Source organism: Bacillus sp. FSL W7-1085 (genome assembly GCF_038595035.1).
GTDB lineage: Bacteria > Bacillota > Bacilli > Bacillales > Bacillaceae > Bacillus > Bacillus altitudinis.
Genome location: NZ_CP152000.1, coordinates 425987 through 440121, shown reverse-complemented (window position 1 = coordinate 440121; position 14135 = coordinate 425987). Strand labels below are relative to the sequence as shown.

The 14135-nt window shown below is 38.4% G+C and carries 13 protein-coding genes; 10 read left to right on the top strand and 3 right to left on the bottom strand.

Annotated elements, in window-relative coordinates; genetic code table 11:
- Positions 1–4 precede the first annotated feature (4 nt).
- The 10 genes from MKY11_RS02105 (at position 5) to queC (ending at position 8588) form a co-directional block, all read left to right on the top strand.
- Complete coding sequence (locus MKY11_RS02105; RefSeq protein ID WP_342501788.1) at positions 5–1654, top strand: carbamoyltransferase C-terminal domain-containing protein; 1650 nt, start codon at positions 5–7, stop codon at positions 1652–1654.
- 16 nt (positions 1655–1670) lie between these two features.
- Positions 1671–2378 carry a DUF5591 domain-containing protein gene (locus MKY11_RS02100; protein ID WP_056703563.1) on the top strand — a complete coding sequence of 236 codons (708 nt, stop codon included), beginning with the start codon at positions 1671–1673 and terminating at the stop codon, positions 2376–2378.
- Complete coding sequence (locus MKY11_RS02095) at positions 2344–3171, top strand: glycosyltransferase (protein ID WP_056703565.1); 828 nt, start codon at positions 2344–2346, stop codon at positions 3169–3171. The genes MKY11_RS02100 and MKY11_RS02095 overlap by 35 nt, the downstream gene beginning before the upstream one ends.
- On the top strand, positions 3146–3919 hold the full coding sequence (locus tag MKY11_RS02090; protein ID WP_056703568.1) for a class I SAM-dependent methyltransferase: 774 nt from the start codon (positions 3146–3148) through the stop codon (positions 3917–3919). Before MKY11_RS02095 ends, MKY11_RS02090 begins: the two co-directional genes overlap by 26 nt.
- A 16-nt stretch (positions 3920–3935) precedes the next feature.
- A complete protein-coding gene (locus tag MKY11_RS02085) occupies positions 3936–4580 on the top strand; it encodes a PIG-L domain-containing protein (protein WP_056703571.1) in 645 nt (214 codons plus the stop codon).
- 73 nt (positions 4581–4653) lie between these two features.
- Positions 4654–5604, top strand: a complete 951-nt coding sequence (locus MKY11_RS02080; RefSeq protein ID WP_162242778.1) for an ATP-binding cassette domain-containing protein — start codon at positions 4654–4656, stop codon at positions 5602–5604.
- Positions 5601–6392: an ABC-2 family transporter protein gene (locus MKY11_RS02075; RefSeq protein ID WP_056703577.1), complete on the top strand. Its 792-nt coding sequence runs from the start codon at positions 5601–5603 to the stop codon at positions 6390–6392. The genes MKY11_RS02080 and MKY11_RS02075 overlap by 4 nt, the downstream gene beginning before the upstream one ends.
- Before the next feature lies 1 nt (position 6393).
- Positions 6394–7179 (top strand): ABC-2 family transporter protein, encoded by a 786-nt coding sequence (locus tag MKY11_RS02070; RefSeq protein WP_056703580.1) that lies wholly within the window; start codon positions 6394–6396, stop codon positions 7177–7179.
- A 10-nt stretch (positions 7180–7189) separates the two neighbouring features.
- Positions 7190–7891, top strand: a complete 702-nt coding sequence (locus MKY11_RS02065) for a radical SAM protein (protein WP_251185572.1) — start codon at positions 7190–7192, stop codon at positions 7889–7891.
- Position 7892: 1 nt separating this feature from the next.
- Positions 7893–8588 (top strand): 7-cyano-7-deazaguanine synthase QueC, encoded by a 696-nt coding sequence (queC, locus tag MKY11_RS02060; RefSeq protein WP_082515459.1) that lies wholly within the window; start codon positions 7893–7895, stop codon positions 8586–8588.
- Positions 8589–8847: 259 nt separating this feature from the next.
- On the opposite strand, the gene MKY11_RS02055 is transcribed toward queC, so the two are convergent.
- The 3 genes from MKY11_RS02055 to MKY11_RS02045 all read right to left on the bottom strand — a co-directional run bounded on the left by MKY11_RS02055 (position 8848) and on the right by MKY11_RS02045 (position 13858).
- Complete coding sequence (locus MKY11_RS02055) at positions 8848–9132, bottom strand: AbrB/MazE/SpoVT family DNA-binding domain-containing protein (RefSeq protein ID WP_041508244.1); 285 nt, start codon at positions 9130–9132, stop codon at positions 8848–8850.
- Between the two features lie 109 nt (positions 9133–9241).
- Positions 9242–9802 (bottom strand): class D sortase, encoded by a 561-nt coding sequence (locus MKY11_RS02050; protein ID WP_335350120.1) that lies wholly within the window; start codon positions 9800–9802, stop codon positions 9242–9244.
- A 6-nt stretch (positions 9803–9808) separates the two neighbouring features.
- Positions 9809–13858 (bottom strand): isopeptide-forming domain-containing fimbrial protein, encoded by a 4050-nt coding sequence (locus MKY11_RS02045; protein ID WP_342501787.1) that lies wholly within the window; start codon positions 13856–13858, stop codon positions 9809–9811.
- Positions 13859–14135: the final 277 nt, after the last annotated feature.

The following is a 14135-nucleotide window of genomic DNA, read 5'->3' as shown; positions in this document are numbered from 1 at the left end:
TTTAATGTACGTGCTAGGTATAAATGGTTGGGATAAAGGTGTGCACGATACGAGTGCAAGTTTATTTTATCAAGGAAAATTGCTCGCTGCCGCTGAAGAAGAACGATTTATAAGAAGAAAAAAAGCTTTTGACACAGTGCCCGTTCATTCTATTTCTTATTGCTTGCACGAAGCAGGTATTACAGCAGATGAAGTCGACTATATAGCATTAGGCTGGGATGTGGAAAAACTTGAAATTGAGTATGGCGACAAACAAAGGCTGACAACTAAAGATATCTTGCATTGTGTTTTCCCTAAAAATATGTTTCCGAGAAAAAAAGACCCAACACTACAAATGTATCCCCACCATCAAGCCCACGCTGCTGGCGCATACTATAGTTCCGGATTTGATGACGCAGCAATACTTGTAGTAGACGGTTCGGGCGAGGAAGAGTCCATCACAATCGCTAAAGGAGAAAAAGGGCATATCGATTATCTTGAAGTTTACCCTTTGGAATGTTCCTTGGGAATCTTTTATGAGGGGTTATCAAAATATATTGGTCTGGGCAGATTTAGAGAAGGAAAAACAATGGGCTTGTCATCTTATGGAGTATGGGAAGGGAACGTCCCGTTAATTGTCAACAAACATGATGGATATAGAAGAACTTATAATCAAATTTTAACAGATTGGGTACGTTACTTTTATAAAAAATTCGGTGAAAAGAGAAATTCAGCACATTATGTCTACGACCACAAAGGGGCTAAACTATACGATCAACTTGATGCATTATCTTATAATCATGTGGCAGCTTTTGGACAAAAAGCATTGGAAGAGAATTTGATCTACCTTGCCAAGAGGGCGATAGAGATTACCGGTTGCTCTCGATTATGCATCTCCGGCGGCGTCGGGCTTAACTGTGTAAGCAATAGGAAACTGCTTGACTTAGAAGAAGTTAAAGATATTTTTATACAGCCCGCTGCATCTGATGCAGGAGTATCATTAGGGGCAGGAGCAATGCTGTCTAAAGAACTGGGTTTTGATGTAAAGCTTTCGAAAGACCATGTCTATTCAGGACCGGCCTTTAGTGATAGAGAAATTAAAGATTTGCTAGAACAATACAAAATTAAATATGAGTTTTTTGAGAATGGCATAAACGAAGCTACAGTCGAGCTTTTAAAAAAAGGAAGTGTCGGAGCTAGATTTTCCGGAAGAATGGAATTCGGACCAAGAGCTTTAGGAAACCGAAGCATTCTGGCCAATCCGCAAAGCAAAACAATGCTTCAAAGGGTAAATTATATAAAAGAAAGGGAACAATGGCGCCCACTTGCACCTAGCATTAATGCAGAGAATCAGACGATGGCGATAAACGAGGTAACGGCATCTCCTTATATGCTTTTAAACGCAACAATACATAAATCCTCGCTAGAGTTGCTTCAGGCAGTAACTCATATCGATGGTTCCACAAGGCCTCAAATCGTAGATAGAGAGGTGAATTCACCTTATTGGGAGCTTATTCAATGTTTTTATGAAGAAACCGGAATACCAGCTGTTTTAAATACGTCTTTTAATATTGGAAATGAGCCGATCGTTTGTTCACCGAAGGATGCAATTCGTTCATTTTTTTGTTCTGAGCTAGATTTTCTATTCTTAAATCATTTTTTAATCAAAAAATAAGATGAGGTGAGTGTTCATGAGTTCTACCTATCCAAACTTTCCGGAATACAAACTGAAAAACATCTATAAGGGGGAAACCTTCTTTAAGAGAGGGGCGACCAGCGACCATATCTTTCACGAAGAATTTGAACAATGGCAAAAATTCTTTTGTAGTGATGAGTACCTTCCGCCAGCCGGAAAAGACATCATTTTATTCCAAGTCTGCACATGGGCAAAACCATATGACTTTTCTTATATTGGAAAAAAAATAAGAAAGATAACAAATAAATTTGAAAGGATACACCCCATCATATTGTCTAATGCAGGCGTTATCCCTTATGAATATCAAATGAATCCGGCATTTTGCGCATACGATTGGATACAAACAGAGGATATATCCGAAGAAGAAGCTTTAAGAATGAAAAAATTATATCAAGATTCACTTTTAAATCGAATAAAGAATTATTTAACCTCCAAGCAGCAACATTATAAAGCAGTTGTACACTATTGCATGCCAATAAAGGATTCAATTGTGACTGACATTCATGATTTTTGCAAAACAATAGACCTCACATATTTTCATACACCTGGTTTGGAGACATTCAGAAGTTCAAAAGGCGTCTTGACTAACTTAAAGGATTGGGGAGAGTTTTATATTTTAGATCCTGTGTTGAATGATTTGGAAAATACTTTAAAAAAGGTGAGTAGCATTGATAGATCTGTCAATCGTAATACCAGCTTATAATGACCCTAGACTTGACGATTGTTTAAAAAGCATAGACATAGAGGCAGAAATTATAGTCGTACTCAACGGCGCAACCAAACAAGTTGAAAATATCGCCAAAAAACACAATGCAATAATGGTCTATCTTCCCTTTCCAAATCTTGCAAAGGCTTATAACGAAGGAATCAAGTCTTCAAGCAAAAATAATGTTCTGCTAATGGATTCAGATTGTATTTTTAGAAAAGGCTGTATAGATAAGTTATACAACATGTTGTATAAACATCCGTTAGCTAAAGGAAGGGTTCTTTTTGCCTACCGGTCAAAAACAGAAAAAATAATTGCAACTTCCAGACATATTCATACCACTAAAAAAAATGCGTATTCCCCCCCTTTAGCATTTAGAAAGAATATTTTAGATCAAATAGACAACTATTATTTTGACGATCAAATAAACTGGACAGAAGATTATGATTTTGATGCAAGAGTGAGGAGGGCTGATCTCAGCATCGGATACGATGATAGTGCCCAAGTCATACATCCTGCCCTGACGCTGTTAGGCGATTTGAAAAGCTCTTACAACTATGGAAGGGGACAAGCAAGAGGGGTTAAATCGAATAAAGAATGGTATTCTCCTCCTAGCAACCTGTTGAAAAGCATGCTAAAAAGTTGGACTCCTTTGAAAAATAGGTTTGGTACGGGTGTAGCTATTTATCTTTCTTTATGGCAGATTGCATTTTTCATGGGGTTTAAAAAGGAAAGCAAATCATTTGAAAGAGGTGTAAAAAAGAGTGGTTCAGCAAATACAACAGTATGACAATATCTCTAGCGTTTATGATAAATTAATTCCTGAACCGGACGGACTATTTGATTTCTACAGCAGCTTTGTAAAGGAAGGTATCACAATTCTTGACATCGGATGCGGATCTGGCCGACTGGCCTTTCAATTAGCCCAAAACGGTGCAACCGTTCATGCTATCGATATTTCCGCAGGAATGGTTGAAAATGCAAAAAGGAAACTTGCTACATCTGACCAGAAAACATTAGAACGTATACATTTTGAGAAGGCCGATATAAAAAATTTCCATTGTGATAGCCAATTTGATTATATTTTTATGAGCGGTGGTGTTTTTGAGTATCTTTTGACCCCAAAAGATCAGGTCGAAGCGCTAAAAAAAATTAAGCAACTGCTAAAACCTGAAGGCAAGTTTATTTTTGACATCATATCGCCGCCGCAAGTCTGTCCTTACGACAAGAGGCAAAAAGATTTTGGAAACACAGCTAATCCCTCCAAAGATCATCAATATATTAAATCCCAAAGTATATTTCGAATAGACCATTATAAACAAATTGTATCAACTTATTGTTTATTTGAAATACATCAAGGTGATAAAGCAACGGAGAAATACGAATTCAAGTTTTTAACTAGATATTCACTACCGACAGAACTGTTTTATCTTCTAAAATCCAGAGGTTTTACTGTTTTAGACTTTTATGGGGATTACAATAGAGAACCTTTCAAGCGAGGCAGCGAGTTTATGATCTACATCACAAAGCTTTCTTAAAGAAAGGAGAAAGTGAATGCACACAAATAACAGAAAACATTTAGTCATCGCGCCACATCATGACGATGAAATGATCGGATGCGGGGGAACAATTGCCAAAGCGATTAAACGCGGGGATCAGGCGAGAATTATTATCGTCACAAAGGGCGAACTTTCCGGAATCGATGGCAGCATTGAACAAAATATTCAAATACGTGAAAACGAATGCAAAAGAGCTTGCGCAATCATCGGCACACAAGATATTCATTTTTTAAAAGAAAAAGACCGGGCGCTCACCTATAGAAGAGATCTTGTTGAAAGAGTGCTGATGCATATAGATGATTATCGGCCTGATTATGTATACTATCCTCACTCGGAAGAAGCTGACCGTGACCATCGAATTGTTCATGAAATTACCAGTGAGGCATTATTTTTAAACCGCTCTAATTTTCTGCGAAACAAAAACAAGATCAAAAGATGTTTGCAGTATGAGATTTGGACTCCGTTAACCACTTATCAATTAGTCAGTGATATCAGTAGTGTGATAGACCAAAAAATGGAGGCTTTAAGCGCATATAAATCTCAAGGAGCCATCCTCCAATTGGAAAATGGGGTTAAAGGGTTAAATGCATATAGAGGTATGCAGGTCGGCACTGAGTTCGCAGAAATTTTCAAATTTTAAAACTTATCAACGGAAGGATTTGGTTATGTTCATACAGGTCGAAAATGTATCACGTTCATTCAGCAGAGCTTCAATGGATGAAGGATTTTGGAATTCCGTTAAGAGTCTATTTCATAGAGAAAAAGAAGTCATTCATGCTATAAACAATGTTTCTTTTTCAATTCCAAAAGGAAAAATTATTGGTCTTATCGGTGCAAATGGGGCAGGCAAGTCAACTTTAATTAAGCTGATGACGGGTTTGATTACACCGACTTCAGGGAGGATAACGGTCGATTCATTTACGCCGCATAAAAAAGAACCGGCGTTTTTAAAGAAAATAGGGGTTGTATTAGGACAAAAAAATCAATTGTGGTGGGATCTTACACCATACGAAACATTTTTGCTCCATAAAGAAATATATCAGATTGCCCAAGCTGAGTTTGAGGATCATATAGAGCGACTGACAACCGCTTTGCATGTGAAGCATGTTGTGAGATCTCCCGTTCGAAATCTTTCTCTTGGCGAAAGAATGAAATGTGAATTGGTAGCCGCGCTACTTCACTCTCCTGAGATTTTATTTTTGGATGAGCCAACAATTGGCTTAGATTTTATTGCTCAAAAAAATATTAGACGATTCTTGAAGTCATACTGCCGGGAACGGGAAGTGACAGTTATCTTAACGAGCCATTATTTACAGGATATCGAGGAGCTTTGTGAGCAAATTATGATTTTGCGAGATGGAGCGCTTTATTATAATGGGAGCTTTAAAGGTTTGCCAGGTTTAAACGATGATGAATACAAGTTGTTGTCGATCACCCTATCAGAAATGGAAAACCTTTCGCTTTTGAAGCAATATGGTGAAATCATCGAAGAACTGGATCATACTGTTCTTTTGAAAATTAGTAGAAATACATTCAGTCAGGCTTTGAGGGATATTATCAATAATTACGATATTATTCATTTTGAGGAGAAGCATACAGAAATCCAATCTTTATTAGAGGAGATTTATAAACAATCAGAGCATGTCGGAGTTGAAAAAAATTGAGAAAATATATTAAGCCGGGGCTCATGGCCATACAGACGGCTTTTCAGTATCGACTCAACACCCTGCTGTATATGGCATTTAGCCTGCTTCCACTTATTGCAGTCATTTATTTATGGCAGAATGTCTACGATCAAAAACAAATCATTGAAGGCTACACAATTGAATCAATGATTACATATTTAATTATAGCAAAGATTCTCGAGATCTTATTGCTTCCTTCTTTCCACTGGTCAATTCAAGATGAGGTGAGCAGCGGTGAACTTTCAAAATATTTAACAAAACCTATTTCATACTGGGGATTCTGGTTTTCAAAAAATACCGGAAATAAGCTGGTCCAATTAACGCTTGTTATTATTCCAATAGGAATTATTTCTTTTTGCAATAGAGAATATTTTTTATTTCCTGATTTTCATGATTTAGCAGGTCTGATTGCAGCTGCCATCTTGGCGATGATTTTGTATTATAATTTGTATTTTCTTGTTTCTCTATTTTCTTTTTATTTTGTTGAGATAGCTTCGTTCTTTTTTACAGTAGATATTTTGCTTGAACTGCTATCAGGTACGCTATTTCCATTAAAGCTTTTGCCGGACCCATTTTTTCATATCGTTAAAAATCTCCCATTTGCCTATTTGATTGATTTTCCTGTAAACATATATCTTGGCCGTTTGGGAATGGGAGAAATCTTTTACGGCTTATTTATTCAACTTATATGGATCGGCATACTTTCTGCTTTTTCGAAGTATGCGTGGAAACGTGCGATGTCAAAATATGAATCGGTTGGTGCATGAAATGAGATACATCACTCTTTTTCTCCACATTGTTAAAATCAATAGCATTAATTTAATGATGTACAGAACCAACTTCTTTATGAATATTATTGACAGTCTCATATGGTTTGTCATTACACTAATTTTTTTCAATACACTCTTTGGTTATGTGGAAAACGTCAATGGATGGAGTATATATGACATTTATTTACTAATCGGAACAAGCGAGATATTAAAATCTTTAATTTTTGTATTGTTTATCAATAACCTTCCCTATATCCCATCATTGGTTAATAAAGGAACCTTGGATCTTCTTTTATTAAAGCCCGTAAACAGCCAGTTTATTATTTCTTTGCGGAAATTAGATATGGGGAATTTCGGGAATTTAATTCCAGCAATTTTGCTTGTTATATATGCATTGATCAATCTACATGTCGCCTTACAAATAAACCAAATATTTGAATATTTGTTCCTTATTTTAACCGGAGTAGTGCTGGCTTACGCACTCTGGTTTATCACTATGACATTATCGATTTGGATTACGAAAGTTGACGGTCTGCACGAATTGTTTTTAGGGGCAATGACGCTATTTAGATATCCGACGTCTTTTTTTAAAGGGATTGGCAGAATAATTTTTGTTTTTATTTTTCCTATAGTGATCGTCGCAAATGTACCGGTGGAACGCCTTCTTGATGTGTCTAATGAAACAAACGTTTATCAGTATTTCTTATATGTTATTGGTTTTCTAGTATGTAGCGCGATATTTTGGAAATTCTCTCTGAAACATTATCAGAGCGCGGGAGGGTGATGAGCGTAAAATGAATGCAGATACAACAGTATTACCAATGGTCGAAATTTTCGAAACAATAGAGGGTGAAGGATCTGCTGTGGGAAAACAGACGACATTTATAAGGCTGTTTCATTGTAATCTGCGTTGTGTGTGGTGCGATACAAAATACAGCTATGCCCCCAGCAAACCCGAGTTTGAAGCTACAATAGAAGAGATCGCACAGAAGGTGTCCCGTTTGGCAAACCATTATGTTTGTTTAACCGGGGGAGAGCCCTTAATCCATGGGGAAAAATCTTTAGCTTTAATTCAGAGGCTGGCTAAAATCGATGTAATTAAAGATATTCATATTGAAACAAATGGTGCTATTCATTTAAAGACTTTTATAAACATGAGGCGTCAATCCCCTAAAATGTCCAATAAAGTTCGATTTATAATGGATTTTAAACTACCAGAAAGTGGAGAAATGGAAAAAATGATCTATGAAAACTTTGATTTATTAGATGAAAATGATGAAATCAAATTTGTTATAGGATCTGAAAACGATTTTCAAATCGCCATGGATGTTATTGACAAGCATCATAAAAAGGGCCGGCTATTAATGAGTCCGGTTTGGGAGACGATGAAGCCAGCGAATCTAGTCAAAAAAGTTCTAAACAGCCGGCGGAAAGATATTCAAGTTAATCTTCAGATTCACAAAATCATTTGGGATCCGAAAGAAAGGGGTGTTTAATATTAAAAAGAATGATAAGAAAGCAGTCGTTGTTTTAAGCGGTGGATTAGACAGTGCCACCTGCATGGGAATTGCAGAGAATGAAGGATACAAGTTGCATGCCCTCACGTTTTACTATGGGCAGAGACATTCCAGAGAAGTGGAACAAGCTAAAAAAATTGCAGAGCATTATCAAGTACAAGAGCATAAAATTGTAAATATTGATTTTTTAAAAAATTTAGGAGGCAGCGCATTAACCGATGAAAATATAGATGTACCGAAAAAAGTGAATCAAAATAACATCCCGATAACATATGTACCGGCTAGGAATTTAATTTTTCTCTCCTGTGCATCAGCTTATGCGGAAGTGATTAAAGCAGAAGCTATTTTCACTGGAGTAAGTAGAGTCGACTACAGTGGGTATCCAGATTGCCGTCCAGAGTTTATTGAAAGCTTAAACAATACGGTCCGTCTTGCGACCAAAAGAAATATCGAAGGGGAAAAAACAAACATTTATACTCCTCTTATCAATTTAAGTAAAGCGGATACAATAACGCTGGGACTTAAGTTGAATGTGCCTTACGAGCTTACTACCTCCTGCTACAACGGAGAAGAGTATGCCTGTGGTGAATGTGACAGTTGCACATTAAGGTTAAAAGGTTTTAAAGAGGCTGGTTATAAAGATCCTATTACTTATAAAAATATTCAAATGATTTAAAAAACGGAAAATCGGTAGACACCAAAGATAACCTTATCATTTAAGTAAACAATAAATCAATGTACTGATCAATTTTACGAATCAGGTGATCCTCTTTGATCCAATTGATCTAACAATACAAATTCTGCTTCGTGCTGAGGATAATTTCTAATGTGGAACATGAGAAAATCACCTTCCTGTACTAGACTTTTTCCTATTATAAATGAGAACATGGAAAATTTAAGAAAAAGGCTGTCAAGATTTTCTCGACAGCCTTTTTTTATATCTCTTTTTGCAGCCGCAGCGCTAGTAAATCTTGCAGGAGCAGTCTCGCTCCCTCTGGGCTGACAACTACACCGCCTGACAGCGCCTTATTGGAACAGGTGACTTGCCCTGTAACGATACAAGGTTTATCCTGCCAATAAGGCTTTATCACAATGTGACTTTCTTCTTGATAGATTTCAATAAAATCTTGTGGATGAATTTTCAACCGTTTTCTTATATCTGTCGGCAGGACAATTCTTCCAACATTATCTATATACTTTACATCTTCTTTATTTAACAAATTGACCCCCCCTGCATCTCTAGATATGATATAGAAGATTCCCTGTTTATCAAGGGATTAAGCGCTCTAATCGATTAATGAAAGAATGAGCTGCAGGCTGATCCAGTGGCTAAACACGCTTCCCATATATAATATATCTGTTTGGCGCAGGCCCAATGAAAGAAAAAGGATAACATGTGGTGAGGACAAGTTCTTCCTTTTCCTGTTGTAGTGTAATAATACTTTGATCATCTTTTTTCACAATCTTTGTTTTCTCAATTTCATAGGTAAACCGACCGTATGAAAGCTCTATGACAAGTTGATCCCCTTTCACAAGTTCTCCTGTTCGTCTAAACACAGTATCACGATGCCCAGATAAAACGATTTGTCCCTGTTCGTTAGGAAAATAGCTCTCGTGATAATGACCCACTCCCTTTGCCAAATCCTCCGCCGCTGTTCCTTCTACAATTGGTAACTCAGCGTTTAACTTTGGAATGTGCAAGAGCCCAATGGTTTCACCAGCCTCCGGCACAAAAGAGGAATCCATTTTCCCCTTTTGCTGGATGGCTGCTTGCGCTGACTGGAATGATTGATCTACTTGTCTTTGTCCATCAACGATTTTCATATATCCTACAATCACAAAACAAATACCTGCTGTAATCAATAGAGCTGAGATGATTTTTTGAAACATGGACGATTATCCGTTTCTTTTTCTTCTTTTCCATACAATAAGGGATGCACCTATTAGTACAAGTGCAAATCCTGCTAGTAAAAGATTGTACATCTCTGTTGCAGTGTTCGGAAGATGATGACCAGGTGTATCCGGTTCTGAATGAGAAGGCTGCTCTGGATTTGCTGGCACCTCTGGCACATGCGGCGGTACTACCGTTGTTGAGTTTTCAGGTTTGTCTGGTTCGTCAACATTATCACCCTTCACAACTGCGATATTTTGAATGGTTTTACCTTCAGATCCTTTCGCGACCTTCGCTTCAAAAGTCACCGTATGCCAGTCTGTGTCTTTGATATCACCAAATTGTCCGGTGACTGTGCCTTTTGTGTAGTCTCCGTTGTCGTCATCTTTTGCATCTGTGACGGCTTGTCCATCTACTTTTAATGATCCTTCGACGTATTCAAGACCTTTTGGTAGTTGATCTGCGATGACTAGATCTTTGATGATACTGTCTTCTACACTATTTTTTGTTTTGATGGTGTAAAGAAGGATGTCGCCTACCTGAACTTGTTTTTCATTTGTATTGCCTTCTGCTTTTTGAGAGATCTCAGATGTTTTTTCTGATTCAAGCTTTGGATCTCTTGGATCAATGTTTGTTTCGGTGGTCGGCTCATCTGGCGGCGTGTTTTCGCCTGTTACTTTTGCTGTGTTTTGAATGGTTTTATCCGCTTGGCCTTTAGCAACCTTCGCTTCGAAAGTAACAGTATGCCAGTCTGTGTCTTTGATATCACCAAATTGACCGGTCACTTTGCCTTTTGTGTAGTCTCCGTTGTCGTCATCTTTTGCATCTGTGACGGCTTGGTCATCTACTTTTAATGATCCTTCGACATATTCAAGACCTTCTGGCAGTTGATCTGCGATCACTAAATCTTTGATGATACTGTCTTCTACACTATTTTTTGTTTTGATGGTGTAAAGGAGAGTGTCGCCTACTTGTACTTCTTTTTCATTTGTATTGCCTTCTGCTTTTTGAGCAATCTCAGATGTTTTTTCTGATTCAAGCTTTGGATCTCTTGGATCAATGTTTGTTTCGGTTGTCGGCTCATCTGGCGGTGTGTTTTCGCCTGTTACTTTCGCTGTGTTTTGAATGGTTTTATCCGCTTGGCCTTTTGCTACTTTCGCTTCAAAAGTCACCGTATGCCAGTCTGTATCTTTGATATCGCCAAATTGACCGGTCACTTTGCCTTTTGTGTAGTCTCCGTTGTCGTCATCTTTTGCATCTGTGACGGCTTGGTCATCTACTTTTAATGACCCTTCGACGTATTCAAGACCTTTTGGTAGTTGATCTGAAATCACGAGATTTTCGACGATGCTGTCCTCTTCAAGATTCTTTGTTTTGATCGTATAAAGAAGGGTATCGCCTACCTGTGGTGTTTTTTCATCTGTGTTCCCTTCTGCTTTTTTCTGAATGCTCGCTGTCTTTTCTGATGCTAGTTTTGGTTCACGAGGATAAATTTCTGTTTTCGTTGTTGGATCATCTGGCGGTGTGTTTTCACCTGTTACTTCGGCAGTGTTTTGAATGTCTTGACCAGCCTGTCCTTTTTCAACTGTGACTTCAAACGTCACGGTATGCCAGTCCGTGTCCTTCACATCACCAAAATAACCTGTGACCTTTCCATCTGTGTAGTCTCCGCTATCGTCGTCTTTCACATCTGTGACAGATTCTCCATCAATTTCAAGAGACCCAGCGACATACGTCAGCCCTTTTGGTAATTGATCTGAGATCACTAGATTTTCCACAAGGCTGTCTTCTATCGTGTTCTTTGTTTTAATTGTATAAAGCAGGGTATCTCCTACTTCTGGATGCTTCTCATCTTTGTTACCTTCAGCTTTTTTCTGCAAGACCGCTGATTTTTCTGATTCCAGCTTTGGATCACGAGGATAGATTTCTGTTTTTGTTGTTGGATCGTCTGGTGGTGTGTTTTCACCTGTGACACTCGCTGTATTTTGAATGTCTTTGCCAGATTGTCCTTTTTCAACCGTCACTTCAAATGTCACGGTATGCCAATCTGTATCTTGAATATCACCAAATTGTCCTGATATGGTACCATCTGTGAAGTCTCCGTTATCGTCATCCTTTGCGTCAGTGACTGCCTCTCCATCCACTTGAAGTGAATCCGGCACATACGCTAATCCTTCCGGCAGTTCGTCTGAGATCACTAAATTTTCAACGAGACTGTCTTCTATCGTATTCTTTGTTTTAATCGTATAAAGAAGTGTATCACCGACCTCTGGATGCTTCTCATCTGTATTGCCATCTGCCTTTTTCTGCAAGACCGCTGATTTTTCAGAAGTCAGCTTTGGGTCACGAGGATAGATCTCTACATTCGTTGTCGGCTCGTCTGGCGGTGTGTTGCCGGTTGTGACACTCGCTGTATTTTGAATATCTTTGCCTGCCTGGCCTTTTTCAACTGTGACTTCAAACGTCACGGTATGCCATTTCGTATCTTTCACTTCACCGAACGTTCCAGTGACAGTTCCATCTGTCATATCACCGTTGTCGTCATCTTTTACATCTGTGACCGGATTTCCATCTACCTGAAGTGAATTTGGTACATAAGATAATCCTTGAGGTAACTTGTCAGAAATCACAAGGTCTTCTATTACACTATCTTCAATAGCGTTACGGGCTTGAATGGTATACAGCAATGTGTCCCCTACTTCTGGGTGCTTCTCATCTGTATTCCCATCTGCTTTTTTCTGTAAGACCGCTGATTTTTCTGATTCAAGCTTCGGATCACGAGGATAAATTTCTATGTTTGTTGTTGGATTGTCTGGCGGTGTGTTTTCCCCTTTGACATTCGCTGTATTTTGAATATCCTTGCCAGCTTGCCCTTTTGCTACTTTCGCTTCAAATGTCACGGTGTGCCAATCGGTGTCTTTCACATCACCTATTTGACCTGTCACAGTACCGTTTGTAAAATCACCTTTGTCTTGATCCTTTGCATCTGTTACGCTTGTGCCATCTACCTTAAGAGATCCAGAAACATAGGTTAAGCTGCTCGGAAGGTTATCTGATATGATCAGATTTTTAAGAATGCCGAATTGCACCGTATTTTTTGCTCTAATTGTATAAAGCAAAGTGTCGCCTACTTCTGGATGCTTTTCATCTGTGTTGCCTTCTGCTTTTTTCTGTAAAGCAACAGATTTTTCTGATTCAAGGTTAGGGGGATATGGATCGAATTCAGGCTTCACCCTTGAAGCTAAGTCGTAAGATAATGAATCACCTACAGTGCCCATATATGTTGTACTTAATGTTTTCGCATCAAGTGTAAAAAGAGTAGAATGACCAATAGAGTCATCTTTTCCTGATTGTAATAGCATTTGTCCATTTGGCAAAAAGCTAATTCCTCGTACTCCTCCCTCAATCGGTTTACCATCTGCATTTGTGATTGGAATCACTCGAATGACTTCAGCTGTTTCAGGATTCATTTGCGCAATGGACCCACTGGTATTAGATGCGAACCAAAGATAGCCATCCTTATCGACGACAAGGTCTCCGCCAATGTCTCCGCCAATGCCAGGACCAACGTCATAACCGACAATTTTCTTAGACGTTTTTTGACCAGTTGCTAAGTCGTACGTTGCAAGGTAGGGTTCTCCATCAACCGCATACGAATGAATATATTTACCGTTATAAACAACGGCATTAGGCGCTCTTCCGCCTAAAACACCTACACGCTCTGCTTGTCCAGTGGTCGCATTTATTTTATAAAGAACTGGCTCTCCACTTGCTGTCGTAGTTGCATACACAGTGTTTTCTTGATCATTCACAGCAACACCGTTCACTACAGTCGAATTAATTCCCTTCACCTGTACACTAGCCTTTACGTTTGTTGGATTTTGCCCATCAAGCTGATAAAGAACTAACTTCCCATTTCCAATCATGTAGGAATCTGCGTTATTGACAACCACCGTCCCAGCGGCTTTCGTAACAGGTGGCGAAACTGTTAATAAATTCCCAGCAATCAGCACCAATATTAGAAATAATTGACTCGTTCTTTTTAATATGTTCATTTTTTGACATCCCCTTTTCCCTGCTCTAAATCATAATGGTATGTACCAGTTCACCTCCCACACTTTGGTAAAGAATATCAGTAACATTTCAGAACCCTCAACATGACTAAAAGACTATTTTCGACAAAAATAGCCCTTTTGTCATATACAACTTTCGACATCTGATCCAACTATGTTTTTTCCAATAAAACAAGTTTTTTTATCGTGTATCAAATATTTTATCTATCAATAAAAACAGGCCTAACGGCGCAATTTACATACAATCTATTCTAATTTA